37 protein-coding genes are annotated in these 23,996 nt (G+C 44.7%); 35 read left to right on the top strand and 2 right to left on the bottom strand.

All coding sequences use genetic code 11. The features are described from left to right. Window positions 1-129: 129 nt before the first annotated feature. From Electrica_RS25620 to Electrica_RS25600, 5 genes are all read left to right on the top strand, one after another. The gene (locus Electrica_RS25620) at window positions 130-531 is read left to right on the top strand and encodes a hypothetical protein (protein WP_008786797.1); all 402 of its coding nucleotides are present in this window, start codon (window positions 130-132) and stop codon (window positions 529-531) included. 185 nt (window positions 532-716) lie between these two features. After that, a complete protein-coding gene (locus Electrica_RS25615; RefSeq protein WP_007372147.1) occupies window positions 717-1,007 on the top strand; it encodes a hypothetical protein in 291 nt (96 codons plus the stop codon). 77 nt (window positions 1,008-1,084) lie between these two features. After that, on the top strand, window positions 1,085-1,321 hold the full coding sequence (locus Electrica_RS25610; protein WP_007372148.1) for a hypothetical protein: 237 nt from the start codon (window positions 1,085-1,087) through the stop codon (window positions 1,319-1,321). A gap of 29 nt (window positions 1,322-1,350) precedes the next feature. Continuing rightward, window positions 1,351-1,902 carry a LexA family transcriptional regulator gene (locus Electrica_RS25605; RefSeq protein ID WP_007372149.1) on the top strand — a complete coding sequence of 184 codons (552 nt, stop codon included), beginning with the start codon at window positions 1,351-1,353 and terminating at the stop codon, window positions 1,900-1,902. Window positions 1,903-2,228: 326 nt separating this feature from the next. Continuing rightward, window positions 2,229-2,633, top strand: a complete 405-nt coding sequence (locus tag Electrica_RS25600; protein WP_008786799.1) for a hypothetical protein — start codon at window positions 2,229-2,231, stop codon at window positions 2,631-2,633. 26 nt (window positions 2,634-2,659) lie between these two features. Here the strand turns inward: Electrica_RS25600 and Electrica_RS25595 are convergent, their stop codons facing one another. Beyond that, complete coding sequence (locus Electrica_RS25595; RefSeq protein WP_007372150.1) at window positions 2,660-3,649, bottom strand: hypothetical protein; 990 nt, start codon at window positions 3,647-3,649, stop codon at window positions 2,660-2,662. 122 nt (window positions 3,650-3,771) lie between these two features. Between Electrica_RS25595 and Electrica_RS25590 the strand changes: the two genes are divergently transcribed. From Electrica_RS25590 to Electrica_RS25515, 15 genes are all read left to right on the top strand, one after another. Continuing rightward, window positions 3,772-4,095, top strand: a complete 324-nt coding sequence (locus Electrica_RS25590) for a hypothetical protein (RefSeq protein ID WP_020996132.1) — start codon at window positions 3,772-3,774, stop codon at window positions 4,093-4,095. Continuing rightward, window positions 4,088-5,158, top strand: coding sequence for a phosphoadenosine phosphosulfate reductase domain-containing protein (locus Electrica_RS25585; RefSeq protein WP_007372151.1), 1,071 nt, complete (start codon window positions 4,088-4,090; stop codon window positions 5,156-5,158). Before Electrica_RS25590 ends, Electrica_RS25585 begins: the two co-directional genes overlap by 8 nt. A 109-nt stretch (window positions 5,159-5,267) precedes the next feature. After that, window positions 5,268-5,585 carry a hypothetical protein gene (locus Electrica_RS25580; RefSeq protein ID WP_020996134.1) on the top strand — a complete coding sequence of 106 codons (318 nt, stop codon included), beginning with the start codon at window positions 5,268-5,270 and terminating at the stop codon, window positions 5,583-5,585. Window positions 5,586-5,593: 8 nt separating this feature from the next. Further along, window positions 5,594-5,929 carry a PerC family transcriptional regulator gene (locus Electrica_RS25575; protein WP_008786801.1) on the top strand — a complete coding sequence of 112 codons (336 nt, stop codon included), beginning with the start codon at window positions 5,594-5,596 and terminating at the stop codon, window positions 5,927-5,929. 383 nt (window positions 5,930-6,312) lie between these two features. Next, the gene (locus tag Electrica_RS25565; RefSeq protein WP_009653863.1) at window positions 6,313-6,774 is read left to right on the top strand and encodes a hypothetical protein; all 462 of its coding nucleotides are present in this window, start codon (window positions 6,313-6,315) and stop codon (window positions 6,772-6,774) included. Window positions 6,775-6,864: 90 nt separating this feature from the next. Next, window positions 6,865-7,266 (top strand): hypothetical protein, encoded by a 402-nt coding sequence (locus tag Electrica_RS25560; protein ID WP_020996135.1) that lies wholly within the window; start codon window positions 6,865-6,867, stop codon window positions 7,264-7,266. 199 nt (window positions 7,267-7,465) lie between these two features. Further along, the gene (locus tag Electrica_RS25555; RefSeq protein WP_142255942.1) at window positions 7,466-8,350 is read left to right on the top strand and encodes a hypothetical protein; all 885 of its coding nucleotides are present in this window, start codon (window positions 7,466-7,468) and stop codon (window positions 8,348-8,350) included. Window positions 8,351-8,429: 79 nt separating this feature from the next. Beyond that, complete coding sequence (locus tag Electrica_RS25550) at window positions 8,430-8,957, top strand: hypothetical protein (protein WP_007372155.1); 528 nt, start codon at window positions 8,430-8,432, stop codon at window positions 8,955-8,957. A gap of 5 nt (window positions 8,958-8,962) precedes the next feature. Next, window positions 8,963-9,268: a hypothetical protein gene (locus tag Electrica_RS25545; protein ID WP_032941601.1), complete on the top strand. Its 306-nt coding sequence runs from the start codon at window positions 8,963-8,965 to the stop codon at window positions 9,266-9,268. Window positions 9,269-9,280: 12 nt separating this feature from the next. Continuing rightward, window positions 9,281-9,733, top strand: coding sequence for a hypothetical protein (locus tag Electrica_RS25540; RefSeq protein ID WP_007372157.1), 453 nt, complete (start codon window positions 9,281-9,283; stop codon window positions 9,731-9,733). An 82-nt stretch (window positions 9,734-9,815) separates the two neighbouring features. Then, on the top strand, window positions 9,816-10,346 hold the full coding sequence (locus tag Electrica_RS25535; protein ID WP_007372158.1) for a hypothetical protein: 531 nt from the start codon (window positions 9,816-9,818) through the stop codon (window positions 10,344-10,346). Window positions 10,347-10,668: 322 nt separating this feature from the next. Next, window positions 10,669-11,226 carry a single-stranded DNA-binding protein gene (ssb, locus tag Electrica_RS25530; protein WP_008786804.1) on the top strand — a complete coding sequence of 186 codons (558 nt, stop codon included), beginning with the start codon at window positions 10,669-10,671 and terminating at the stop codon, window positions 11,224-11,226. 55 nt (window positions 11,227-11,281) lie between these two features. After that, the gene (locus tag Electrica_RS28510) at window positions 11,282-11,635 is read left to right on the top strand and encodes a hypothetical protein (protein WP_154050669.1); all 354 of its coding nucleotides are present in this window, start codon (window positions 11,282-11,284) and stop codon (window positions 11,633-11,635) included. 277 nt (window positions 11,636-11,912) lie between these two features. Continuing rightward, window positions 11,913-12,593 (top strand): hypothetical protein, encoded by a 681-nt coding sequence (locus Electrica_RS25520; protein ID WP_007372161.1) that lies wholly within the window; start codon window positions 11,913-11,915, stop codon window positions 12,591-12,593. A gap of 27 nt (window positions 12,594-12,620) precedes the next feature. Beyond that, the gene (locus tag Electrica_RS25515; protein WP_127649449.1) at window positions 12,621-12,935 is read left to right on the top strand and encodes a hypothetical protein; all 315 of its coding nucleotides are present in this window, start codon (window positions 12,621-12,623) and stop codon (window positions 12,933-12,935) included. Between the two features lie 17 nt (window positions 12,936-12,952). Here the strand turns inward: Electrica_RS25515 and Electrica_RS25510 are convergent, their stop codons facing one another. After that, window positions 12,953-13,300, bottom strand: coding sequence for a hypothetical protein (locus Electrica_RS25510; RefSeq protein ID WP_127649446.1), 348 nt, complete (start codon window positions 13,298-13,300; stop codon window positions 12,953-12,955). 133 nt (window positions 13,301-13,433) lie between these two features. Here Electrica_RS25510 and Electrica_RS25505 point away from each other — a divergent pair, with 133 nt between their 5' ends. The 15 genes from Electrica_RS25505 to Electrica_RS25435 all read left to right on the top strand — a co-directional run bounded on the left by Electrica_RS25505 (window position 13,434) and on the right by Electrica_RS25435 (window position 23,891). Beyond that, window positions 13,434-13,847 (top strand): hypothetical protein, encoded by a 414-nt coding sequence (locus Electrica_RS25505; RefSeq protein WP_007372162.1) that lies wholly within the window; start codon window positions 13,434-13,436, stop codon window positions 13,845-13,847. A 62-nt stretch (window positions 13,848-13,909) separates the two neighbouring features. Next, complete coding sequence (locus Electrica_RS29045; protein ID WP_223227020.1) at window positions 13,910-14,236, top strand: hypothetical protein; 327 nt, start codon at window positions 13,910-13,912, stop codon at window positions 14,234-14,236. Next, a complete protein-coding gene (locus Electrica_RS25495; protein ID WP_032951317.1) occupies window positions 14,226-14,570 on the top strand; it encodes a hypothetical protein in 345 nt (114 codons plus the stop codon). Before Electrica_RS29045 ends, Electrica_RS25495 begins: the two co-directional genes overlap by 11 nt. Before the next feature lie 13 nt (window positions 14,571-14,583). Beyond that, a complete protein-coding gene (locus Electrica_RS25490; protein WP_009653866.1) occupies window positions 14,584-14,883 on the top strand; it encodes a hypothetical protein in 300 nt (99 codons plus the stop codon). Between the two features lie 72 nt (window positions 14,884-14,955). Continuing rightward, complete coding sequence (gene dnaN, locus Electrica_RS25485) at window positions 14,956-16,239, top strand: DNA polymerase III subunit beta (protein WP_223226826.1); 1,284 nt, start codon at window positions 14,956-14,958, stop codon at window positions 16,237-16,239. Window positions 16,240-16,389: 150 nt separating this feature from the next. Continuing rightward, window positions 16,390-17,211: a DNA adenine methylase gene (locus Electrica_RS25480; RefSeq protein WP_007372165.1), complete on the top strand. Its 822-nt coding sequence runs from the start codon at window positions 16,390-16,392 to the stop codon at window positions 17,209-17,211. Further along, window positions 17,208-17,438, top strand: coding sequence for a hypothetical protein (locus Electrica_RS25475; RefSeq protein ID WP_007372166.1), 231 nt, complete (start codon window positions 17,208-17,210; stop codon window positions 17,436-17,438). The genes Electrica_RS25480 and Electrica_RS25475 overlap by 4 nt, the downstream gene beginning before the upstream one ends. Further along, on the top strand, window positions 17,425-18,408 hold the full coding sequence (gene rdgC, locus Electrica_RS25470) for a recombination-associated protein RdgC (protein WP_007372167.1): 984 nt from the start codon (window positions 17,425-17,427) through the stop codon (window positions 18,406-18,408). The genes Electrica_RS25475 and rdgC overlap by 14 nt, the downstream gene beginning before the upstream one ends. An 11-nt stretch (window positions 18,409-18,419) precedes the next feature. Then, entirely contained in the window at window positions 18,420-19,298 is an 879-nt protein-coding gene (locus tag Electrica_RS25465; protein ID WP_009654998.1) for a hypothetical protein, read from the top strand. After that, window positions 19,295-19,897 (top strand): hypothetical protein, encoded by a 603-nt coding sequence (locus tag Electrica_RS25460; protein WP_223226832.1) that lies wholly within the window; start codon window positions 19,295-19,297, stop codon window positions 19,895-19,897. Before Electrica_RS25465 ends, Electrica_RS25460 begins: the two co-directional genes overlap by 4 nt. A gap of 18 nt (window positions 19,898-19,915) precedes the next feature. Further along, on the top strand, window positions 19,916-20,344 hold the full coding sequence (locus Electrica_RS25455) for an HNH endonuclease (protein WP_032951321.1): 429 nt from the start codon (window positions 19,916-19,918) through the stop codon (window positions 20,342-20,344). Between the two features lie 97 nt (window positions 20,345-20,441). Then, a complete protein-coding gene (locus Electrica_RS25450; RefSeq protein ID WP_032951323.1) occupies window positions 20,442-20,924 on the top strand; it encodes a hypothetical protein in 483 nt (160 codons plus the stop codon). Next, on the top strand, window positions 20,914-21,354 hold the full coding sequence (locus Electrica_RS25445; RefSeq protein ID WP_223226831.1) for a hypothetical protein: 441 nt from the start codon (window positions 20,914-20,916) through the stop codon (window positions 21,352-21,354). The genes Electrica_RS25450 and Electrica_RS25445 overlap by 11 nt, the downstream gene beginning before the upstream one ends. Window positions 21,355-21,405: 51 nt before the next feature. After that, on the top strand, window positions 21,406-21,990 hold the full coding sequence (locus tag Electrica_RS25440; protein ID WP_032951326.1) for a hypothetical protein: 585 nt from the start codon (window positions 21,406-21,408) through the stop codon (window positions 21,988-21,990). A 191-nt stretch (window positions 21,991-22,181) separates the two neighbouring features. After that, window positions 22,182-23,891, top strand: coding sequence for a DUF4942 domain-containing protein (locus tag Electrica_RS25435; protein WP_007372173.1), 1,710 nt, complete (start codon window positions 22,182-22,184; stop codon window positions 23,889-23,891). Window positions 23,892-23,996 lie beyond the last annotated feature (105 nt).

Below are 23,996 nucleotides of genomic sequence, written 5' to 3'. Positions count from 1 at the left end.
AAAATGAGTCAGATAACGCGAATATCGAAAATGGAACGAAGTACTTAATTACCTAACAGGAGGTACATGTTAACCTGACGAACATTGCTTACTGCCTATTTGTAGATTCAGGCTACAGGGAGAATCCAAGTGCCAAACTGCATACCCCTTAATCCGGTATTACCTAAAAACTTCGACGATACACCTAATGAAAAGCGCTCAAAGTCTCAGCTTGATGCCTGGTGGGATCATCCATATGGCATTACTTGCCCGGACGGGAAAATCACTGTTCGATGCCTGAATGGAGGAGCTTGGGATCGTTCGACAGTGCTGGGAGTAGCGGACAATTACGAAGAAGCCTGCGAGCTCGCAGAGCGCGAGCAATCAGCATGGGTCAAACGCCGTGCGGAGCCAATATTCTACTATAGCGGTGAAGCTCCATTCAGAGCGATAAGGGATGCACAACGTCCTGATCAGGAGCAGACCTTTGTCGCGTCTTTTGACACGCAAGATGAGCTAATCAGCTGGCTTAATAGTCAGAAAACCAGTTAATACCAAGTCTGGAAGTCTGCTTCTCAACAGACTTCCACATTTGATTATCAAGCTCCCCATAATTTGGGTTCAGTATAAACATTCCATTACGTTCTATTCCCCTCATTACATTCATCTATCCGTAAATTTCGTTAGCCAGCACATCGGGGTGATACTGATGTCAGGTAAACAAAACGGATGCAAAAATGCAGACATGTTCGGAAGTCCTGGCGGTTGAAATATTCAATCAAGTTGGACGTGAGGCAGCTATTGCTCAATATAACTTAATTTGTGAAATAGCCCAGCGACGTTACGAAGACAGCCTGGCCAAATATGGTTCCGTGCCAGCTGGTTTCACCGCGCTCAATTTCCTCCATCCGGCAGAACTTCAGGAGCGTTACATCCTGGGGTTGGGAATTCAGCTTTGTATCGATGAGCAGCATGAAGCCAGGGAACGGGTTTTAGCTCGCTGCCTGGCAAGAAAAAGGGCCGCATAAACAGGTGATAAAACAACTCAGCTATAGCTGAACACGCACTAATTGGCTATGTTAACAAAACGAACAAGGTGGCGATTATGTACAGTGAATCTATCGATCGTGCTATCAGTATCCTCAAGGACGCGGGCGAAAAAATCGGTATGGAACTGGGTAGTAATGTGACATCTCAGGAATCAGAACTGCTTGAGGATGCGCTGGTGGGCCTGACTAAAGTTAAAGGGCAACTCTGCGGTAATCACTCCTTAACTGATGTAAAAGCGGACGTCGTGCCTTTTAGTCTCAGTTCGACGAAGAACGTCGATAGCCCGCATTAATTAACAACCACCAACTGGACGGAAGGGATATGACTGAAGACAACGCCGGTAGTGTTTCTGGAAAAGCACAGAACGCCCCAAAAGCAAATGCCCACCTGGACAGGCTCTTTGATTTCATTGTGACAGAAATCAAAGAGCAGGGTGCAGCACCGTCTTACGAGCAGATCTGTTCTTCTCTGGGGTATTCAAAAGGGCTCGTTTCCCGGCGTATCCGGCAGTTGCATGACCAGGGACGAATCATTATCGATGGTGAAAGAAAGTCTATGACGCTGCGCGTAGCGAAAGGACAAGGTCATGATGACATTGCCGAACTCCCGGACATGACCAGTGACAGGAAAGCAATCATCACGTATGTCAAAAAATACATGAACAGAAATGGTGGCCGTGGGCCATCAGTTCACGCAATAGGGAAAGCGCTCGGCTTCTCGAATAACAAGGCGCGTAGACATGTGGACTATCTCGACGAAGTAGAGAGGGTACGTTACAGCCCTCATCTTAATGAAGTAATCGTTATCAATCAGGGTGATTACGTTAAAATTACCCAGGACAACGATGAACCACCGAGCCCGGCAGAAGGTTAGCCATGATTCGCATATGGAGAGAAGTTGTAAACGTAAAGGTTCAGGACGGGAGCCGTAACGGACGAATCTGGTTTCTTGAACTTTCGTGTGGCCATCATGCTGTCAGACGTATACCTCGATTACGTCTGCATAATCTGACGCAATTCGAACGACTTGAGCCACCAGCTAAATGTCACTGTGTATTGTGTGAAATAGATGCTATTGCAGGACAAAAATAGCAATAAACACAACATAAAAGCCCTCAATTTGTCCCCATTGTTTTTAGCCTGACAGCATTGGTACTGATAGCCTAATCATATTTAAACGCATAACCCTATGGTGGACATATGAAAAAAGCTGTTTTTGGCCTTTTAGCACTATTGCCCTTCATAACCAGCGCAGAATCGATCGATCCGAACGATTTCTATGCTCAGCAGCCTTCTCAAAACTACCAACAACCTGCTGCCAGCGAGCAACAGGACGATGCTGACAATTCCAGTGACCAGACAGCTGCGATCGTATTGAACCTGGAAAGTTACAAACCGCTGGGGAATTTTGTAGTCCCCCAGGGAGTAGAACGCCCATTCATTGGTCTTATTAACAGCAAAATTTTCATACTGTCTGAGCAACCAGATAAACGCTTGGCTGGCCTATGGATAGGTCGTAGTCAGGATGGTCGTGAAGCACTTTGTGGTTACCTGAACAACAGTATGCAGGTCAGAAAATGTTATTACATCTTATATCGTGAGTAAAAAATGGGGCCGTAGCCCCATTTATTTTAATGTTTGAATGAGGGTATAAAGGGTATTACTGGATTTGTTCCTAGCGAAGCTAATTCGTTAGGCGCAAGATAACGTCGCAGTTCAGTAATCAATATATCAACTGATTTATCCCAGCCATCTCTCACAATGTTTAGAATGTGCCGAGCTGGATAATGTGTTAGAAAAGGATGGTTGGGGCCAAATTTATTAAGGTGTTCAATAGTACCTATTGCATCGAGATAATCTGTAACAAGATGGTGTTCTGACTCAAAAATAGCGACAAATTTATAACCATCAGCAGCGTTTACCCACTGGCAAGTACAGTCATTAAGCTGAAATTGATTAGAACGTTTTTCCCCCTTGGGTTTAGGATTGACTCCAATACCAAAAGACAAATACAAACCTTTCCTTCCCCAGAAGGCCGGTCTCTTCAAGTCCTGACCATTGTTTCCTTCGACCTCTCCAAGAATGCCAAACAAAGTAGCTGATTCTTGGTTAGGATTCGTTCTCATACGGAAAAGAATGCATAGATCTGCAAACTTTAAGCTATTATAAACTGAATTATAAAAGACATTCTCATGGCCAAGTAGATAAGGATTATGCTCTACCGCAAAATTAGTGCCACTTCTAAAGTCACGGCAGCTAATGAATACACCAAACTGGCTCATATTAGCGAGGATATCGACATTGCGATAATCAGACAAATTAATAAGTATAGTATTTAAGACTTCTCTACCTTCATAACTCATCAGATAGTGGCAGAGCAAATTTTGTAGACCGAAGTTTCTGAACTGATCTTTAATTAAAGAAAAATATCCTTCACCAGCTAATGAAACTAGGTTTCTCATTGTTGGTGTATGTTTCCCCATGAGAGGGGAATTAAAACGTACCTTCATCCGGTTATTATCATAAAGGGTTTCAATAATTGAGCAAAAGTGCATCGCCCAATACGCGTTGTTATCACCAATTAAACCGGGTTTCACTACAGTAGTTTTAGAAAAATCCATTCTGTCTCCAAAGCAGTAATCAGTCACTCATAACACGATATTTGCAGTGAAAGTTATATCTGTAAGCAAATTTCGTCAGCTGTTAGCGTCGTATTAGGCTTAGTAAAAAGCCGGAGGTAGATATGCCTAAAGACGATGTTGCAACAATCATAATCCAGAATGGGTTGACGCATAAAGTAAATGTGATCTGCAAATTCAGCGCACAAATCGACAATCAAATGTTCTCATTCATCATCCATCGCACATTAAGCGTATGTCGATATGCGCTTGTCTGTAAGGCAACAGGCCAAAGAATTGCAGTTCTTGATACCAGTCGAGTAAAGGCACTTGGTATGGAAGCAGCAGGTAAACTAGCGCTATCAGATCTGGCCTCATCATTAGGCGAGACTAGACTTGCTGCGATTCTGACAAATTCACTTCAGAGCAGGAGCGCGGCAAGTGAGTGATTTAATCGACGATAACTTTATTATTCCTGCACTGAGTAGCATAGCAGGCATCACCACGCCACTATCAGGACAAACGTACAGGAACGCTCCAGATATCGACATATCTTGCTATGACGTGATAATCATTTGCCTTAGCGGCGGAAAAGACTCCATAGCCTGCCTTCTCCACTTAATTGACATCGGGGTCGATCTGTCCAGGGTGGAACTCTGGCATCACGATGTTGATGGCCGCGAGGGAAGTACTTTAATGGACTGGCCATTTATGGCCGACTACAACCGCAAAATAGCTTCAACATTTCAGATACCGTTGATGTTCTCCTGGCTTCAGGGAGGAATGGAAGGTGAGATGCTGAAAGAGAATGGCTACAGTCGCCCGCAATGTATCGAAACCCCAGATGGATTAATAATCGCGGAACGTGATATCCAGCGAAGCACTCCCGCCACGCGACTTCGGTTCCCTCAGCAATCACCAAGCCTTAAAACACGTTGGTGCTCATCAGCACTAAAAATTGATGTTGGTCGGCGAGCACTCACAAATCAGAGACGCTTTGACGGAAAAAAGGTGCTTTTTATTACGGGGGAAAGGAGAGCGGAAAGCTCTAATAGATTCAATTACTTACAACTGGAGCCACATACCAGCAGTTGCAAAAAAAGACAAGTTGATGCCTGGAGGCCAGTACTTGAATGGTCTGAAGAACAAGTCTGGGAGATTTTAGCAAAACATCGTGTTACAGCCCCAGTACCGTATCGTCTTGGATGGGGTCGCAGTTCATGCTTAACGTGTATATACAACAGTGCTCGCATATGGGCAACCATCAAACATTATTTCCCCGAGCGTATTCACGCAATGGCCAACTATGAAAACCGCTTTGGGGTCACTATCAGTCGTAAACGAATAAATGTTCTGGATCTAAGCCAGAATATTTCTCCTATTAATATCACGGATGAGGAAGCGCTGCTGCAAGCGGTAAATCCGGTCTATACATTGCCCGTCATTAACATGTCAAAAGAATGGGTGCTACCTGGTGGGGCGTACAACCGGGAGAAATGCGGGTCAGACTAATTAGCCATCAGCGATTTATAGCTGAGATTTCGTCACCTGAATATTACGTGGAAAATAGATATCAAATAGCAACATTGATACAGGCTTAACCGCCTCTGAAGGAAATATTATGACGATGGTAACGGCCAGAAATTGTACTGAAACACGGTTCAACCAGTTATGGGATGCTCTGCATGAAAAAAGCAGTGCGGAAAACGAATCCTTGTTTCAGCAAGAATTGCATCGCTGCCGCAGTAAACGTCAGCGAAGTAAACTGGCCGGGCGATTCGCCGGTGCCTGGCAAACCTTATTCGATGCCTTCTGTGAAGGTCGGGTCTTCTGCTCACTTCTGGACTCGGTTATCCACCAGGAGAGTATCAGCGAATGGCAGGTTGAAGAGTTAATCTCATTCACTTCTGCCCAGATGTCGACTCTATACAAAGGGTAGAGGTAGATATGGGACAAAGAAAATGTGCAGCAGCGTTCCTGCTCGCTGAAGAAATGTACCAGATACCAGCGACCAAATCGGTGATACTTGCCCGGGACCTGGAAGAAAGAGGGTTGTATCTCCGCGCTGCCAGGCAATGGGGAGAGGTCATGTTTGAACATACCCAGTGTACTGAGTACATTGTTGAACAACGGGAACGTTGCATTCGGTTATCCAATTCTCGCCATGAAGACCGTATCAGACAGCATGAGCAGGCAAGTGATCTTCAATATATTCACAAGCATATTAATGATGTATACACACGGATGGGACTAAAAGACGATGGTGTCTTTAATACCGCCTGATTTGTCGACCTTTTCCGTTCATTAAAAAATGAAACTGAGGAGAATGAGCGCACTCTTGACTGATTTTGACGGAGGATTACGTAAGTGGTTAAACAAAGTTTATTTGACCTTATAGGAGCTACCACGGGCCCAGAGCGAGATCTGTTGATCGTAAGCCTTCAGTCTCTACATCGTGAACGAGTAAGCTCATACAATGCATTGTGTACAGCCTGCTCAATCTCTGGAGATAAAGTCCCGCCAATGTCTTTATTCGGCATAGACGAGGTTACTGATGCACTACGCCGGTTAGGTGCATTACCGATCAGATAGTTCTTCAAGTAGTCAGGGTGAACAGGTTTGAATTGATACAAACGGCCTATGCTGAAGAGGAACAGAGATAACTGATGAAAACAAACGAAAACCTGCTGAACAGCATTGGAAAAAGTATTCGAATGTGGCGAGATAACTGCTTCCCTCCATTTCAGCGAGCGTATGGAACATGGTTATTGGTTCTGGTTTCGGTTAATGCCGGGATATGGTTTTACATAACCTCTGACTGGTCTGTACAGTTCGTCGGCAATATAGCAGGGCTCTTGGTTTTCCCAATGCTGGGTCGAAAGGTTTTTACAAAACGCGCCAGATCTTGGCAAGAAGAACTGGATATTAAGCTGGCAAAATACAAACCGCATAACATAGCTGCATGGAGGGAGTTGCAGGCTTATGCCTTGGAATCCAATACGCTATCTTCACAAATTGTTGAACGGTGGTATTTCAAAGAGCGGGAATTTATCAAGACGGCCCAAAAAGGGAAGCCGGGTAGTTCTGAACTCAAATTTCTCAAGAATAATACTGGATCAAAGCCTTAAGGAATCTGAGAGCCGGTGCGTAATGCAGAACCCACAGCCGAAGGGTTTTGGGAGTTAAACTGATACAGCTTTTACCGTGAGGTGGGATTTATGTCGAATGTCTTGCAGAAAGAAAACATCATCATGTCTCTGCCTCATCGTGACTGGAGTTGTGAAGTCATCGAGTGCCGATTAAAAGTGTGCCCCGTACCTGACGAACTCGACAGGGGGAATAACATCTTTTTCATCGTGGAAGACCTTTACCAGCTACGCGAGAACAGTGAATCACTTAACGTGCTTGGACAAATTCTGGCGAAACGTTTCCCACACATACCACCAAAAAGAATGCACCTTGTGCTGCACCGACGTGATGTGCAGAAAGCTCATGGAGTAGCCATCCACCTCTACCGCTTCATGCGTAGCGAGAAAGAAAATAACCGTAGTATTTTCATTGGTCGTAACCCTACTGAAGTTTCCCAGAAGACGGCATACGCCTCGATGTGCATTTTCTGACCACCAGCTGTTGAATCGTCACAATAGCCGACATAGTCGGCTATTTTTTTACGCTAAGAAAAACCATTTATGCCCACAAATTGCGGTTGAAAAAGCTATTTATTTTTGGGTGCAAAACGTCCTCATTCTCACTGTAACAATAAATTTCAACATGTGATTATAGTGAGAGTCGAAGCTGAAACATGAATGGTGGCTACATATGCATGATCTCCAGAATTCGTTAACTAGCAAAAATACCAACATTATCCGTGCTGAATTTGAAAATATGCTTTCTGCGCGTGGAACATCTATCGTGCGTTTTGATACCAACGCAGGGGCGAACAGCGGCGAGTATATAGGAAAAGGAATTCAACGTGAGTGGGTTGGGTATTTGCTAAACCATACGAGTTCTGGCCATACGGTCAAGGCATTTGAACCGGTGTATTCTATTCCTTTAAAAATCAGGCCAGACCTTCAATCCAGAAATATTGCAGACCACCAGACTAAAGTAAAAAAGTTATTTGAAAGTTATGATGAAGCGTATCTTACAGCCGCTATAGACTCAGAAGAGTATTGCAAGCCATTCTGGGTTTATCAGAATGCAGATGACGGTCATTACTCGATCAGTACTCGCGGTTTCAAAAATGCAAATGCACCTGCAAGCATTCCGAGCGATAATCGCATTGATATCGCTCAGATGAAAATGGGATATCCCATGCTCGATTATTGCCATAACATTATACCGTCCTCAGTCGTGCGATTAGGATTTAATGGGCGAGTGTTTACGCAAGGTAAGTATTATTACACCAATGAAGAGGTTTTCAGTTGGTTGTCCCGGAACCCGGATAGCGCAGTTTTCATTGCGTTCCCAAAAGTTAACCAGACTGATAGATCTGAATTGATGTCAATTATGAAACGAGAATTCCTGAATTCGTGGGGTTTATTCTCATATTATCGCTGGCTGGGACGCAGCACCGCATTACTGGCATTGAGCCCGGTCAGTTCTAATGCTTCTGTTAAGTTAAGAAGTAGCAATGCACACTTCTTCAAAAATGCAATGCTGGCTGTTAACACGATCATTCCTAAAGGTAACGGAATTTCGTAATCGGAATAGTTACCGTTAGAGTGATTTAAAGATCGATTCATTCTGGAAATTGAACGAAGAAAATTTAATGGGAGTAACTATGACTGCACTACGCCGTATCTCAACAGAACCAAGCTGGACTCCAGTTGGCATCCGGGGCGAAGGGTTACCGACTAAAGCAGGTGTATACCGTTTTATTGTTCCCCGGGAAGCCGATAGCTCAGAACATATTGAGTTTCTGGCGTTAGTGCGCTGGCGTAAACACGGTGTTCATCAACTGTTATTTCCCACCTTTGAATACATCGTATGCGACGAGAATATCGTGCTCCCAGAAGGCACATGCTGGCGTGAACGCGAACCGTGGGATCCAGATACGCTGGGGGAAACCGAGTTCATCATCGTTCCTGAAATGAGCGCGGGTGCTCAACGCTGTCCGTTCTGCAAAGAAGTTCCGCGCATCGTTGGTGATAAATACAACTTTGAGTATAAGGAAAACTACATCACGAAAATGCCTCACCGGTTTAACCGCCTGTGGTTCAGCTGCTGTAAATGGGTTGCTCCTGTGCCCACTTCTGGGATTCAGTCACTGATTACGGCCTGGAACAAAATGCTCGGGTCATCCCGGTAGGAGTAATGATGAAATGTGCGTACCTACGAAAGTTTCTGATCATTGCTTTCATAACCGGCATTAGCGGATGCCAGAGTCTCGGAATAGGGTTAAGCCTGGATGAGCGCTACCAGAAGGCTTATCAGAAAGTACTGGCTGACCCTAATGACGATAACATTAAGACTTTCATGAAACTCAGCCAGGAAAAAGGCGAAAGAGACATGCAAGAGGCAAATTCGAAAGCCGCAGCCGACACTCGTGAAAGCGATAAGGGGTTTACTGAGTATTTTAAATCATATGGCAACGATGGATTTAAGCGGGCCAGACAATAAGAAAGAGGTTATATGTCATTACAGCAATCGCATGAAAATCTGGAGTTCCTGAAGGGGGCGGTCTGGTGCGCCGCAAAACTCGTTCAGGAAATTGGCGATTCAAAAGGTGCAGCTATTCTTATCACAAACTTGCCGGTTGGAATTTTCCCTCAATGTAGCGAAAGGGATTTATTTGTTCTGAGGCAATATGTCAGGAAAGATCTGCCACTTGGTATTGATGCCGAATATAGCGATATCAGGCCGGTCTTAATTGATTATCTGGGAGAGCCAGTAGACCTTCCTGAGTGTGAACTGGATAATTATGAACCGGCTCCTGGTGAAATGCTCCGCTGGGGAGTAACTGGAGATCTCAGTTCCGGGACACGATGTGTGCTGGTGGATAATCTTGCTTATCTCGCTGAAGCAATTGGTATCAGCAACGCACTAAGGCAACAGGCCGCAGAGTCAATCCAGCGCACCCTGTGATTAGTGAGTCGCCCCGAATTTCGTAAGCAGCATAAATGCCCTTAATCTTTATCCTACATATTTCAGGTTGTTGGGGTTTACCATGTACAAAGACCATTTTCCACAAGCGTGTCCTTCATCGATAAAAGAGGGCCAGTCATGCTGGCGGGTATTTATTGATATGGACGTAGACAACCCGTCGAAAATAAAAACCAGCGTCGAATTAATAGAAGTTGGCGTAAAAACAATTCGAATGAAAAAGAATGCGGCAGAAGGCAGTGAAAAAACTGTTTTTCTTGTGGATAAAATCCCTGGAATCACATTTATCAAAATTCGGCCTAGCGACAAAAAGCCAAGCGTCTGGAATACAAGCATCAGCAGTTTCTATAAACATGACGTGGAAATCGGGAAAACATTCCCCGTTGGTATCAGAACGACTAAAAGCGCTGCGTTTCGTACAGCAACAAAAAAAGTTGAACAGAGTATGCAAGAATACACTGATACTATAGCTAAGCTTGAAAACGACTATGTTAAGAATGAGACGGAGATTGCTGAGTACAAAAATGAACTCGCTGCTTACCAAACAATACTCCAAACCCTAAAACGTATGGCAAAAAGGCATCTCAAGCAATAATACATTTCGTCTCTTTTCAGGTAAACAAAATGGAAACACAATGTATTTTCATTGCAGGTTTCAAAAATTGTTTCACTCTGGGCCATACATGTTTAGTATGGGGACATAACAAAGAGAACGCTGGCGAGTACGCTGGCATAAAGATCACCTTTCCCGGCCTGGCCGGGATTTTTTTTGTCTGATGTGCCGTCCTTCTCACCACAAACTTAATATCCTGACTATTTTTATGGATGTGCAGTGCAATTATTTAACGAATTACCATTCGTCACCAGACCGGACAGGCTGATAATAATGTCATCCGATACAGAGCTGGGGAGGGTGTATGACTAATCGTGGCTATAGCAAAGTAATTATCGAAGGTACTGTAGGCCGTGAGCCTGAAATCCGACAACACCCTACCCACGGCATCTACGCAAAGATTTATGTAACAACATCTGAGTCCTCAATGGAGGATAAATCTGGTCTGGAGAAAATTACGGAAGAACACTATCAGATCATTTTGCTTGGTCAATTTGCTGATGTGGCCCGCAATCATCTTCATGTCGGGACAGGAGTGTACCTGGAGGCCCAATTGCGTACCCGCCTAATCAAGGAGGATGGTAAAGAACGCTTCTTTATGGACGTACTTGTCAACCCCGTGAAGGGGCATGTTCTTCGCAAAGTCAATGTAGGCGGTAATAAACTGGTGAGTCGTCACCTCCAGCAGAACCGTGGGCAGGATCACCGGCAGAATACCAGTTATAGCCGCAGGCCACAAAACACGAACGCGAGGCCAGCAACACCACGCAACTCGCCCCCAACAATGGAAAATTATTATTTGGGAAATCAGGATGAAGTTCCAGGAAGCACTGGTGCTTATGGAACTGAGATAGCCTTTTAATGATTAGCAGCATATCTGTTTTAATTTGTATCATAACTAATGGGGAATTATTGCCGTGAATGAATTCAATAACGCACTCCAGACGATACTGGAAAATGGGTCTATGTCATATGGCCAGGCTGCTATTTATGCCGGTGGTGCAATTTGCGTTGCGGCCCTTTTTTCGGCGATACTCAGAAGTGGACTACTGGTAATTTTGGGAATTGTCTCAGGCTTTTATCTGTTCAGTCTCAACACTCCAGACAGTACACTGGCGTATACTGCTGCTGCCTCAGACCGTCTCATCGAGCAGGTTAAAGCTGTCGGTGGATGCGCCACTAGACACATTGAGGATGCGCAAACTCTGGGTATCATCATAAAAAATGGCGATGTTATCGAGATAGCAAAGCAGTGCGGTATTATAAAATAATAACCGTAGCATATTATGATTGATGAATGCCTGAATGGTAATCTGCTCGCGGATTACCATTATTTTTTGAGATGTCTTATAGAACTTATCTAAAATTACATACGACTGTCATGACAGTATAAGGTCTTTATGAAAAACGTCGTCAAAACTTTACTACCCTCAGTGAACACTGGTGATCAAGACGAAAGCGTAAAATCGGATACGCTGACTGGCACTACTAAACCCTGCGACCACGGACTGGTTCATAATCATCTTTTAGGGCAGGAGGCCTGTTACTATGCCAAACACTAACGACTCGCTGACAGGACTCAACGTCGAGCTCGTTGGTGCATCGAAACAAGAGTTTACTCTCCTCACTGAAAACCATCTGATGCGCCGCATCATAGTGGCTTTATCTGAGTTAATGCGTAACGCGGAAGGCGTGATGATTGATTCTCATGTTTACCCGTGGGATCAAGTTCTCCCTGCTGCGATGGACATTCCATCATCCAACGCTTCTGATGAAGAGATACAGAACTGGATGATCAGTGCCTGTAAGGAGTGGCAGTGCGAATACAATCGCCGGGTTCAGTCGTTTACCGCATCAGAAGTAAAAAGCAAAAGCGACACCGAGAACGATAACCTATTCCTGCTGAATATCACCAACCTAGCCCATATGCTGATTGACCGGTTACTGCCGTTTGTCAGTATCGAGGAGATTAATCATGAGGATCCAGATTTACTCCCCCAAGTTATTGATATCGTGAATTATATGGTTGGTGTTATAAATGGTACAACCAGCACACAACAAGTCAGACAAGAATTGTTTACTGCCGGTGCTGATGACGCAGTATTTGCACTCAAACTAAAGCACAAAGAGCTAACCAGCCGGGGTGAAGATGCTGGATGGCTTGAAGAGGCAATGAAGATAATCGAAGAAAACAAACGCCAATCCATCGACTTTATGCAGCGCAGCTAATCGTTCCCATAATAAAAGGGTAATGCTATGAGTAAACATCTGTACTGTATTAAGGGTGTTTTAAAACCCAGGAAATTTTCTGTAAGTCTGATAAGAAATAAACTTAGCTCATTTGGTTTAAGGGGAAGTACTCTTCGTAGCGAAACCGCTCGCATTCTTGCCGGGCCAATAGATGGTATTAAGGGTACGTATCCCTTCGGCTGGTCAGAAGAACATTTTGACCGCAGGATGAAACGCATATTCATTCGCGCCGGTAATGCTTCCAGACTTTCTGATAATCGTCCATTTGCATTAAAACGACGCAGCGCTTTAACTATCAGTAAAAAGTATCTTTCTGTGTAACCACCAGCAGACGAGTTTTACTCGTCTGCCTGGCCCCATGCCTCTAATCTTCGCACCCGAAATGAAGTTGCCTGGAGTTCTCCTGATGAAGTTAACTCAAATGAAACTGTAAGATCGTTTTTGTTCCGGTACTTCCATACATAGCCATTTTGCTGCAATGTTTTGAGTGACTTACGTAGGTTGGGCTCAGCTACATCCTGGCTGTCTGGAACAGAGTTAATAAACCCCAGCAACCTGGTGAATGGCACTATCGCAGTGCCTTTTTCTTTGCACAAAAGAAGAAGTACCAACGCATCCTTCTGAATACGGGAAAAGCGCTCCAGGCGATGTTCAGTACCATCTCCCTGCATATTGGCATTGTTCATAATCAACCTAATCATATGGGATATGATTAAGGTTAAAAAACACCCCCCGTTTTGTCACCCTTTTTTTTTCTTACTCACCACTTAAAGCAGTAAGCTCAGTTCGATAAATCTGAATTAAATAAGGCGAGGTTATATGAAAACGAAATTATTGCTGGCGCTAATTGCGGGATCGACTTTCTGCATCAATATTGCTGAAGCCAATATTCCTCTTAGAGCAGATGGAAGTCCAGCAGCGGGGCAGACACCAACTCAGTTCATTCAGCTTAAAAATGAATGTCCTGAATGCGTCATGGTCGCAACTGATGTAGTAAAGATGCGTAGCGATAGCTGTAAACAGCAGGCATCCATCGATTCTACAATCCTACAGGATCCTGTTTACGCATATCTCAACAGTATCCGTCTGGTAGTTGCCGGGAATGGTGGTTATGCAAGTCCAATCTATACATCCGCCCGTCAGGTCGTAGCGTCAAACATCAATTGCAGTGATGCAAACGACTGGGTAGCGAGAAGTAAAACGGTAATGGATAACACCTTCAAAACGCCGTAAACAATCCCTGAATATTTCGTTGCAGTAATGCTATCCCGTAGTATGACGTTAAAGGCGGAGCTTTGAATCGGGAAAAAATAACTACTGCACTTAGAGGTATTTATATGGGTCGTCACTTTACTGGTCTGATTGATAGTTCGCAGCAAAATTTTACAATGCCAATCCGTCCGTATGGACGGAGCCGCATGGCTGCAAAATTAAAAGGAATCTCCCGATTGAAAAAATCTGAAAAGCATGACGATGAATATCCTGATGAACTCTGGAAATTTATGAGTCCTTCAGAGAAAGCTAAATTTCTGGTCGCGGATGTATTTTCACGCAGTAGTAAAGACTCTTCCGCCATTCAACCGGGAGAACATAAGCAAAAGGAGCATGATAATGAGCACTGATAATTTACTAGCAGAACTCACTTCAAAAACAGGCCTGACAGAAACGGAACTTAATCGGCAGGCATTGATTATCGGTTTGATGGCATTGTGCCACCCGGATGCTATTGCCGGTGATTTGGTGAGCGCGGCACTTACGGGGTCATACTCAGATAGTACTGATAAACTACTTACCCGTGGTGATAACGCATCAGACAGTGTGTTGATGTCCATGCGTATCTTACTTCACCGGTTGAGTAAGTATGAAGGGTCTGATGGCAAAGTAGGTCAGATCAATAAAATGATGCACCGACTCGGCTACTTTAAGGCATCCGATGTGTTACGCGAGGCTCAATAAAGAGGCTCAATTTATGTTCACCATGACGAATTTCGCGTCCAATATTCTTGACATGGTTTTTCTATCAGAAATGGAAGGGGAACTCATTTATATAAAAGCGCTTAGCGGCGTTACTGGTTACGTTCCTCAGATCCATCTTTTCCGCCTCCAGCTTATCGCATTTGATATAGGTTGGTACTACGAGTACAGATTGAATTCAGGCAACCTCATTATAAAGGAAATTGTTGAGGCCATCACATCTCTTGGATGTGCTTTAAATGAATACCAATGGCAGTTCGCGTTTGAATTAGGTTATCGCCGTCACCACAAATAAACTTCATTTTTTCATAATTTGCTATTCGTCACTTGATTGACCGGGGGTACGATTAATTTAACACGGATAATTATGGGAGACAGTAAAATGACAGACGCATCTACAATAGACGCAGTTCAACCAAAGGCAAGACGCTTATCATTTAAAGAGCTTCCAGGGTTTGATATTTCTGCTGAAGCACTTCTCAAAATTATCGAAATGCCGTGTATGGTTATTCGCCGGTCTCCTGCAATGAAAGTACTGGAGATGATCACGCTGCGGTTACGTGGGGATTGTCTTTCTGCCCTTGGCATTGACTTAAACTCTGCCCAAATTACCAGTAAAGGGACGGTATCGGGGGGCAATGGTGATATGGACGTATCAGTACCTGCAACACAACTCTTTTCTTTAATCCGCAACATGCGCGGCGAAGATGAAATTAACGTCCGCTTCCATGCGGCAAAAAACCATCTTGTCATTCGCACCGACAAAAACTCCTATAACATCCCGGTTTGCTTAGACCATATACCCGAAATTCAGGCTGAGACGCTGGAACATAATTACAGCGTTTACTTTCCAACGCAGATGCTGAGTCAGATTATCAAGCGTGTCAGCCACGCTGCGGCTCAGAACGATGTCCGCTTTTATATGAATGGGGTCTACCTCGGTATCGATAATGGCCAATTTATTGCTGTAGCCACTGATGGACATCGTATGGCCGTCAGTTCTCATGATATCGACTTCAGCGATGACGTGGGCGATGAGATTCAATCTCCGACAGCTCCTACCTCTATCAGTAACACGAATGCAGGTGTGATTTTACCCAACGGGGTTTTCCCCGTGCTCCATAAAATCCTGAGCGGTAGCCAGGGTCAATTCAAAATTGACTACAGCAACCGTAACCTGACATTTACGCTCGGAAGCCATACAGTCATTTCAAATCTTGTCGATGGCCGTTACCCGGACTGGAAGCGCGTGGCCAGCACGGTAGCCAAAAATACTGAACTGTTTAAGGTTGATCCTTCTGAACTCACCACCGCACTAAAACGCGCAACCCCATTGCTTAAAGAGGGCTCGCCAAACAACACCAGTGTTTGTGTGATGTCATTCAAAGACAACGCCCTACAGCTTAAGTCGCCCGGCTCAAATGCAATCAGTTGCAAAGAGGTGATGGACATTGCGAAAGAGGCAGGCGAGCCCGAAACAATTGTTGATATCGGTATGAATGCCGATTACCTCCTGGAATCACTGGCAAGCCTGGGGGCGTGTTCGGAAGAAGGAGAAGCCGCACAGATTGCTTTGCGTGATACAACGACCGGCATATTGATTTCAGTAAACAAAAACAATTACGACATCATCATGCCTGTCCGTGTCTGACAAAACGCTCTCGTTTTGTCGGCCTTTTCGAAATAGCCAATTTCATGGGCGTGATAACGTTAAAACAAGCTTCCTGACGGGATGGCTATATGCCATCTCGCTCCCATTGGTCGCGATCACTGCGTCCTAATATTCTGGAGCCAGAATGAAATGAAAAGCGTTCTGAAGTGGGTAGGAGCCAAACACAACATTATGGCAAGTCTTAAGCATGTACTACCGAAAGGTGGTCGGCTTATTGAGCCCTTTGGCGGTTCAGGCGCTGTAATGATGAATACGAATTACCCAGAATACATTTTGGCCGATATTAATAGCGACCTGATCGATACATACCAGAGTATTTTTAAGTCGCCTGAAAAGGTACTTTCTGAGCTTAAACGCCTTTACTGTCTCGGGCGTTCTGAGGACGCCTATTATGAGCTGCGAAGCCAGTTCAATAATCATGATAGTGCAAGTGACACTCAAGCTGCTCTGTTTATCTATCTGAATAGGTTTGGCCATCGCGGACTATGCCGATACAACCGGAAAGGCATCTTTAACGTCCCCTGGGGTTATTACGCCAACCCCTATCTCCCAGAGACAGAGTTATACGCAATGGCTGAGAAAATGTCCTCAGCAACTTTACTTTGCGCCAGCTTCCAGACCACGCTATCAATGGCCCGCCCGGGTGATGTGGTGTATTGCGACCCACCATATGTTAATCCCGGCAGATTCACGGCTTACCATGCCAGCGGTTTTACACCCGCTATGCAGATTGAGCTTACCAAACTGCTCCAGTTGCTGCCTGAACGCGGGGTTCATGTCATCGCATCATGCCACGATGCGCCTGATATTCGTGAGCTTTATCAAGCCTTCGCTATTCATGGTGTGACTGCCCGGAGAAGCATATTTAAAGGCAGCGGGGATGGGAAAAAAGCTTCAGAAATCTTCGCGGTCAAATTAGCGGATAACTCGAAAAAGGGAGCTGCGGCATGAAACGCTTCCATTGTTCTGAAAAGCTGCATAACCCAGAGACTGAGAAATTTTGTCAGGATATCGCCGAACAATATCGGACAGCACCTGATATTGCCGTGGCGCAGTTTAAACAAGTGCTGAGCTCTAAGCCTCTAACTTACTGGGAGTGTGTCGTGATCCGCGAGCGTGTCTCTGACCTTATTAAAATTAATCAAGCAACAGCTGAGGGCCACGATGAGCCAATTTAAACCCAAAAGCCTTGTAGTCTACCGCATCCAAAAAGCTCTGGAATTAGACAAGCTGGATGAACAGTTAAGTGAGTTGAAATACACTCCCTGCGGGCCTAATGATATGGCACGGTCAGGATGGATCCCGCCATTGGGTGAAGATGTCGAGCTGTTAAAGCATGAGTCGAATAATCTCATTCTTCTGACTGTTAAGCACGAATCGAAAATACTTCCTCCCGCGACCATCAAAGAAATTGTGCGAACCCGGGTTCAGAAACTGGAGAAAGAGCAAAACCGCAGGCTAAAGAAAATGGAGATCCAGGCCGTCAACGATGCCGTGCTCGCTGAGCTCATACCAAAGGCTTTCAGCAAATACAGCACTACAAACATTTGGGTGGATACTAAATCACGTCTACTGCTTGTTGAGACCACCAGCCATAAAAAAGCAGATGATGTAACAGCTTTGCTACGTAAAACTATTGGCTCACTTCCAATTATCCCATTCACGCTGGAAACGCCGGTAGAACTGACGTTAACAGAGTGGGTCAAAACAGGAAGTCTGCCGCCTGGCCTAGCTTTATGCGACGAAGCCACGCTCAAAGATGTGCTCGAAAACGGGGGGGTCGTTACAACAAAACGCCAGGATTTGATATGTGATGAGATCGCTCATCACATCGAGGCCGGAAAGCTTGTGACAAAGGTTGCACTGGGCTGGATGAACCAGATGTTTTTCATCCTGAATGACAATTTCATCTTTTCACGACTGACCTTTACGGAAGAACTTATTGAACAGAACGATGACATTTCGCCAGAAGATCACGCCCAAAGATTTGATGCCGATTTCGTTTTGTTTACCTCTGTTGTTATGGAGGTTCTGGACACAATGATAAAAGCCCTCGGGGGTGAAAGCCCAGGACTCATCACAACGCCGTCAGACGAACAACAAGGTGTCGCGGCAGAAGCCAAACAACCAGAAAAAACCTTCCATTAAAGGGCTGAGAGATGATTACAGCTACAGAACTCCAAGAGTTATCACGCCAGGTTGAAAATGCTAACATTGCCCGAGCCCTGGCAGTTAAAGAGTTGGTTAAAGAGACAAGAGATCGTCAGTTTTCATTGTGGGCGCTATTTATTGGTCTCTTCAGAGAGACACCGGCGCGAAAAAAGCTGAACGAATGTGAATTGCATCTTAACCTGCTGCTGCCAAAATGCAGGAGCATCTTTCTTCAATACGTAGTTATGTCCTCGTTGGAAGAAATTTCGAAATCACCAGATTGTGAGATTTATCAGCATCTAGTCAACTGCTGGAAAGAAGCTCAGATAAAATATAACGAGTCAGGCAGACGACTCAAACTTGCAGAAAATGCCCGTGAACTATTAAAAACAGCAAAGGATGAATGTAATAGTGCTTCCACAACTGAATTTCTGGATATGGTTACTACCAGTAAAGCAATATCCATACTTTCAGCAATAGACACATCCTCTGCGAGTAGTTCGTTAAAGAGAGCTATGGGTGCGCTTAAGCGATTAGCAGATGAAATGCCTGCCCGGCAATCACCTATTGATTCAAATTTACCAGATGACACGCTTGATCTGTTTGTCGATCTGACTATAAATCCTGTTATCGATATTCTCTCCTGGTTAAATATTGAAAAGCTGGATAATGCCGAAGTGCAGTGCAGCAAAGCCTTAAAGAAACTTCAGACGTTATTAGGACAACTGGGTGCTGAGCATGATTTGAGAACTAAGGATTATCAATCTCAATTAGATACGCTTAAGAGAATTGAACAACCATACATCAAAAAGGTGATGCGGCATATACCCGAAAATATGAAGTTCAAGGAGCCTGAGTATCTCCAGACTATAGGAATGAACCCATGACTCTAAAATATATAATCGCTCTCGCAATATTTCTGACATTTGTGTGCTTTGCAGCTTTCATACTTATCTACGCGAGTCGAACAAAACGAGAACAACAACAAACTCAGCAACCTTTGGACGAGCATGATCAGCAGGCAGATATTAATGCCGATGCCGACGAGAACGCCGCACTTGATGGGTTGAGCGAGTACTTCATCAAAAAAAATTCGATATTGCCAAAAGTCCTGATGGATCTTTATGTGCGCTTGAGTGCGGTGTTCAATGGTCAGTACATTATCGCACCCCAGGTGCTTGCCCGGGACTTAGTAGAGCTGGAGCTCGAAGATGAACCGGTTGCCCCGGTTGACGTACTTCAGGCGCAACAGTACGCAGATGAATTCGTGTTCGATTTTGTTCTCTCCGATGCGCATACCGGGGAACTAGTGCTAGCAATGATCAATGAAGATGCTATCAGCGCTCAGCCTGAAGGAGAGTTCATTATTGCCCTTTTTAAAAGAACTCACATTCCTGTCTTTCGCTATGAAACGTTGTCAGGCTTGGACGATAACGCCCTGGCAGTCAACATCGCTGAATCAATAGACGATGGCCGATTCTCTTAGTTCCACAAGGAATTTATTATGTCTCTGTCAAAAAAACAAAGAATAGTACTGAGGGCTAAATTTGGTGGTCGATGTGCATATTGTGGCGAGGTACTGAAAGAAAAAGGTTGGCACGCTGATCACGTAGAACCTGTGCTAAGGAAATCCGTCCAGGATATGCAAGCTGCGGCCAGAGGGAAATTTAAGCTTAAGGCTACCGGTGAAGTGTTTAATGAAAGTGCCAACTGCTTAGAAAATCTTTTCCCAGCCTGTGCGCCCTGCAATCTGCTCAAAACAACATATTCACTGGAAATGTTCCGCAAACAAATAAGTTTACAGGTTGAAAGGGCACGGAAGAGTAGTATGAATTTCAGAACGGCAGAAAGATTCGGCCAGATAAGCATTGTAGAGAAACCCATTGTTTTCTGGTTTGAACAGTATTCAGAGAAAAATGGTGCTATCAAATAAACGACTAATTTAACATTATCATGGCGCGTATCGCGCACTGCTTCGTCAAATATTCAGCCGTGATAATATTGTTTAGTAGGCCCATTACGGAGCGTATATGACTAATCATACAAACTGGACTGGAGACCTGACCGAAGGCGCAACTATATTTGTAGCCACACCAGATGGCCAGCTCAGCAAATGTAGAGTCGAGTCCGTTCGAGACCGACATTTCTCGGTCGAGGGTATTGAACGTGAATTCGATAAGTTGAATGCCTGCTCAGTTGATGGGTTACTACACTCTTACCCCGACGATTTCGAGTCGAGGGAGTTATTTGGTCTGTGCCAGCAAAAAAACAGGCTCAAGTCTCTGCAAATTGATTCATTATCGTTACAGCAAGTCCAGTACATGCTGGCTGGCCTGGAACTTGCCAGGAAGAGATATGGATACCAGTACCGAGGCAGCAAAGCCGTAGATACCAATCAGAAGGGTAGACTGGCCATGAGCATTGATGATTCGCTTCACCCAATTCAGATCGCTTATATACTGGCAGGTTTAAAATTATCTCTCCTTCAAACAGAGGTGAACCATGACTGCTAACCAACGTAAACGTCCTTCGCGTAACAATCGAGCTGTCCAGTTAACGTCCGAGCAGCTGGTAGAAGCGAAGACGCTTGACCTGAAAGCCCACCATTCGTTTAAAAACCTTATGGGTCTTGCTGCAATCAGTGTCGTGGTGTTTGTCTGTCTTGGCTCCTTGATCCATAAACAACGCTCAGTAATGAACGAATGGGACCTGGGTGAAGTGATCAGAGGCGTTGATTTGAAAGCCGGAACCCTCGCAAAAAACAACTTTTTCATCACCAACAAAGGGCAGTTTGAAGCAAGTGGCGTTACAGTGTCACTTACGGGTACAAAACTGAAATTACAGCAGCATCAGGACGGAAAATATTACGTTTGTAATTCTGCAACAGGTGATTGTGTTCTGGTATCCGATGTACAAGCTGAAAAAATTCGTGACCAGCTGTAGCGAGGGGAAAATATCGGTTACTGTCACCGGTAACCGAAGGAACCTTCGTATATGTCACGACAAGAAGCCGCAACGCAGTTATTTATGTCTGCACCACCAGCAAGTATTGATGTCGTTATTGAGCAGCTGGAAAGGGACGCTCAAGCAGCCGGTATCGATATCCATACAATCTCTGTAATGGCCAGCCTGTTACGTGATCGAATAGAAGCATACAGTGACGTGCTTAAAATCGAGCCTGAGCGGGTGATACACGCACTTGAGGTACTGCGAGGTACGGAAGTGCCGTGGGCTTTTTACACTCCGTCCAGGCTACCTGAGCTTGAAGATGTTCATTGCTGGGAAACTCCTCACGATTTTGACCAAGACCTAGGTGAACACCAGCTGCGGCGCTATATTTGCCCTAAATGCGAGCATGAATCAACCGACCCAATGCGCTGCACGGCTGGCCATGCTCCTGGAGTTAACCAGTATCCTGAAAGCTGTGATGCCACTATCTGGAATTCGCCCGATTCTTGGGATAGTATTAACCCTATAATAAAATTAATTATCAAATCTACGTTCCTGGCTGACCTGACTGTTCATACAATCTTCTATCCGAAAGGGTTGAAGCTTCCTGAAATTCAGGACGTTGAGTAGTCTGCTTCGGGCTCTGTGATCTGATAGTTATATATACCTCATTTAAGACCCCTTACTGGGGTCTCTTTTTTTGGACTTCCGCCGTGCTATGTACTTCACGGTATCCCCAAATATCCCGGCTTATGTAGTTCGTCGATTTGCTTCGTCACCTGCCATACCTGTCTCATAATTTCTCTATTTGGAGAAATCTGATGAACCTACCGACAGCTGTATTAGCGAATAACGATGAAAATGAATCAGACGTCCTCAGCCTTTATGCTAATCCCGTAGACAGTCAAAGTGGCCTCATTGAACATGACGGCTTTCAAAAACTAAATGCCATGCGCGATCTGCTGGTGGAATACAACACAACACTGAAGCACATGCAGGCCATGTATGATGCAGTGATGCGGAACCGGCATGATGAAGCATGGCGCATGTTCTGTGATTCTTGTGACAATTCCATCAAATATACGCTGGCTGTAGAAAATTTGTTCTGTATAGAACGGGCCCGCTGTGCTCTCGATGAAAAGTACTGGCAAAAGCTGCTCGATCTGACCGGCGTAAAACCATTTATGCCCACCGAAAGATACGATGACTGGAACGAAGGATTAAGGGCATGGCGAAAATCATCAGAATCAAATTTTGAGAAGCTTAAGCCTGTACCCTTCAACGAAGAAAGTATCTTTTCTACCGCATTCGCATTGAATGAAGAGAAAAAAGACTACTTCGCCCAGATGGTTCATGGTGTGTTTGAAAAGCTCTCCGCTCTGCATAAGACTAACCGTGCCCAGGGCTTCAGCAACAAACTCATCATAGCCAGCTGCTTACCAAGTAGAGATAACCGCAGATCCTATGACTATCTCAACTATTTTAATGACCTTCGTAAGGTTATTGGACTGATGTATGGACGAAGCGGTGCTGAGGATGTGAATTCGGCTGCGGTCAAAGAGTACATGATGAGTAACCCTGGCGAATGGGTAAGTATTGATAACGATAGTCTTAAAGTGAAGGGGTTTATTAACGGCAATGTGCATATCCTGATTGAGGAGGAAACTTGTGACAATCTCAATCTGGTACTATCCCATTTAATGCCAGGCTGCATTCCTCTCGATCGCCGATACACCACCGGCCATAACTCCGCAAGAACTGTAAAAACCAATGAATATCGGTCGCAGTTGATATCATTCTCTGCTGTTAACTCCTTAATATCATATGCCACTGACCATTTGAACGCGGGCAAACACCTGTCACCGGGGCCGCACACTTTTATCCTGCGGGACAACCAGTCTGTTAGTGAGAAAAAAGAACTGGTGAACATATGGGAGTCATTGGGTGCTGTCAGAAGATATAGAGAAGTATATGACTTTGACTTTAGCCCCGTTGAAGCATTCAAACTTCTGGCATTACATGGTTCTATACCTGACCGCTATACGCACCAGTTCTATGCAACGGTCGGAGAACTCCAGAAACGAGCAATTGATGAATGTATGGTGGCTTCAGGTATGCGTTTGCTGGAACCGAATATCGGTCTTGGTGCGCTACTGAAAGGGTTACCAGAGGGGGTGGATGTTACTGGTTTTGATATACACCCCGCAGCTGTTGCAATTACTGGCCTGCGCTGGAACGTCACCCTTAATGATTTTCTATTGGTCAAGCCTGAAAATACCGGCTTGTTTGAAAGAATTCTGATGAATCCTCCATTTAGTGACTCACGCTGGATTGCACATTTTCAACATGCGATGAGATTCCTGAAACCGGGAGGACGCTTGATAGCAATACTGCCAGGGAGCGCAAAGGAGCATCTTTTAACCCGAGAAGCTGGGCCCGGTTACGACATCAATATTCTGGGTTGCTATGACAACGCCTTTGAAGGAACCGCAGAATCCATAAAACTTTTCTCCGTTGATGCCCATGAATAGTGGGGAAAGGAAGAGCTGGTCGAGTTAATTTCGTCACCCGTAACTGAACAGAAAAAATGAGATAGAGAAAAAGCCGTCAGTTTGTCGATGTTAAATGCTATTCAA

It is taken from the genome of Klebsiella electrica, from assembly GCF_006711645.1.
GTDB lineage: Bacteria > Pseudomonadota > Gammaproteobacteria > Enterobacterales > Enterobacteriaceae > Klebsiella > Klebsiella electrica.
The sequence above is the reverse complement of the archived record's forward strand: the minus strand, read 5'-3'. Positions and strand labels throughout refer to the sequence as shown.

Coding starts and splice junctions, on each gene's coding strand:
- Electrica_RS25600 (WP_008786799.1), top strand. CDS start 2,229: ATGAAAAAAGCTGTTTTTGGCCTTTTAGCACTATTGCCCTTCATAACC.
- Electrica_RS25580 (WP_020996134.1), top strand. CDS start 5,268: ATGACGATGGTAACGGCCAGAAATTGTACTGAAACACGGTTCAACCAG.
- Electrica_RS25495 (WP_032951317.1), top strand. CDS start 14,226: ATGAGCACTGATAATTTACTAGCAGAACTCACTTCAAAAACAGGCCTG.
- Electrica_RS25450 (WP_032951323.1), top strand. CDS start 20,442: ATGACTAATCATACAAACTGGACTGGAGACCTGACCGAAGGCGCAACT.
- Electrica_RS25480 (WP_007372165.1), top strand. CDS start 16,390: ATGAAAAGCGTTCTGAAGTGGGTAGGAGCCAAACACAACATTATGGCA.
- Electrica_RS25465 (WP_009654998.1), top strand. CDS start 18,420: ATGATTACAGCTACAGAACTCCAAGAGTTATCACGCCAGGTTGAAAAT.
- Electrica_RS25515 (WP_127649449.1), top strand. CDS start 12,621: ATGAGTAAACATCTGTACTGTATTAAGGGTGTTTTAAAACCCAGGAAA.
- Electrica_RS25550 (WP_007372155.1), top strand. CDS start 8,430: ATGACTGCACTACGCCGTATCTCAACAGAACCAAGCTGGACTCCAGTT.
- Electrica_RS25595 (WP_007372150.1), bottom strand. CDS start 3,649: ATGGATTTTTCTAAAACTACTGTAGTGAAACCCGGTTTAATTGGTGAT.
- Electrica_RS25535 (WP_007372158.1), top strand. CDS start 9,816: ATGTACAAAGACCATTTTCCACAAGCGTGTCCTTCATCGATAAAAGAG.
- Electrica_RS25490 (WP_009653866.1), top strand. CDS start 14,584: ATGTTCACCATGACGAATTTCGCGTCCAATATTCTTGACATGGTTTTT.
- dnaN (WP_223226826.1), top strand. CDS start 14,956: ATGGGAGACAGTAAAATGACAGACGCATCTACAATAGACGCAGTTCAA.
- Electrica_RS25555 (WP_142255942.1), top strand. CDS start 7,466: ATGCATGATCTCCAGAATTCGTTAACTAGCAAAAATACCAACATTATC.
- Electrica_RS25505 (WP_007372162.1), top strand. CDS start 13,434: ATGAAAACGAAATTATTGCTGGCGCTAATTGCGGGATCGACTTTCTGC.
- Electrica_RS25610 (WP_007372148.1), top strand. CDS start 1,085: ATGTACAGTGAATCTATCGATCGTGCTATCAGTATCCTCAAGGACGCG.
- Electrica_RS25545 (WP_032941601.1), top strand. CDS start 8,963: ATGATGAAATGTGCGTACCTACGAAAGTTTCTGATCATTGCTTTCATA.
- Electrica_RS25575 (WP_008786801.1), top strand. CDS start 5,594: ATGGGACAAAGAAAATGTGCAGCAGCGTTCCTGCTCGCTGAAGAAATG.
- ssb (WP_008786804.1), top strand. CDS start 10,669: ATGACTAATCGTGGCTATAGCAAAGTAATTATCGAAGGTACTGTAGGC.
- Electrica_RS25440 (WP_032951326.1), top strand. CDS start 21,406: ATGTCACGACAAGAAGCCGCAACGCAGTTATTTATGTCTGCACCACCA.
- Electrica_RS25615 (WP_007372147.1), top strand. CDS start 717: ATGCAGACATGTTCGGAAGTCCTGGCGGTTGAAATATTCAATCAAGTT.
- Electrica_RS25560 (WP_020996135.1), top strand. CDS start 6,865: ATGTCGAATGTCTTGCAGAAAGAAAACATCATCATGTCTCTGCCTCAT.
- rdgC (WP_007372167.1), top strand. CDS start 17,425: ATGAGCCAATTTAAACCCAAAAGCCTTGTAGTCTACCGCATCCAAAAA.
- Electrica_RS25445 (WP_223226831.1), top strand. CDS start 20,914: ATGACTGCTAACCAACGTAAACGTCCTTCGCGTAACAATCGAGCTGTC.
- Electrica_RS25435 (WP_007372173.1), top strand. CDS start 22,182: ATGAACCTACCGACAGCTGTATTAGCGAATAACGATGAAAATGAATCA.
- Electrica_RS25520 (WP_007372161.1), top strand. CDS start 11,913: ATGCCAAACACTAACGACTCGCTGACAGGACTCAACGTCGAGCTCGTT.
- Electrica_RS25510 (WP_127649446.1), bottom strand. CDS start 13,300: ATGAACAATGCCAATATGCAGGGAGATGGTACTGAACATCGCCTGGAG.
- Electrica_RS25605 (WP_007372149.1), top strand. CDS start 1,351: ATGACTGAAGACAACGCCGGTAGTGTTTCTGGAAAAGCACAGAACGCC.
- Electrica_RS25475 (WP_007372166.1), top strand. CDS start 17,208: ATGAAACGCTTCCATTGTTCTGAAAAGCTGCATAACCCAGAGACTGAG.
- Electrica_RS25540 (WP_007372157.1), top strand. CDS start 9,281: ATGTCATTACAGCAATCGCATGAAAATCTGGAGTTCCTGAAGGGGGCG.
- Electrica_RS25565 (WP_009653863.1), top strand. CDS start 6,313: ATGAAAACAAACGAAAACCTGCTGAACAGCATTGGAAAAAGTATTCGA.
- Electrica_RS25455 (WP_032951321.1), top strand. CDS start 19,916: ATGTCTCTGTCAAAAAAACAAAGAATAGTACTGAGGGCTAAATTTGGT.
- Electrica_RS25460 (WP_223226832.1), top strand. CDS start 19,295: ATGACTCTAAAATATATAATCGCTCTCGCAATATTTCTGACATTTGTG.
- Electrica_RS25590 (WP_020996132.1), top strand. CDS start 3,772: ATGCCTAAAGACGATGTTGCAACAATCATAATCCAGAATGGGTTGACG.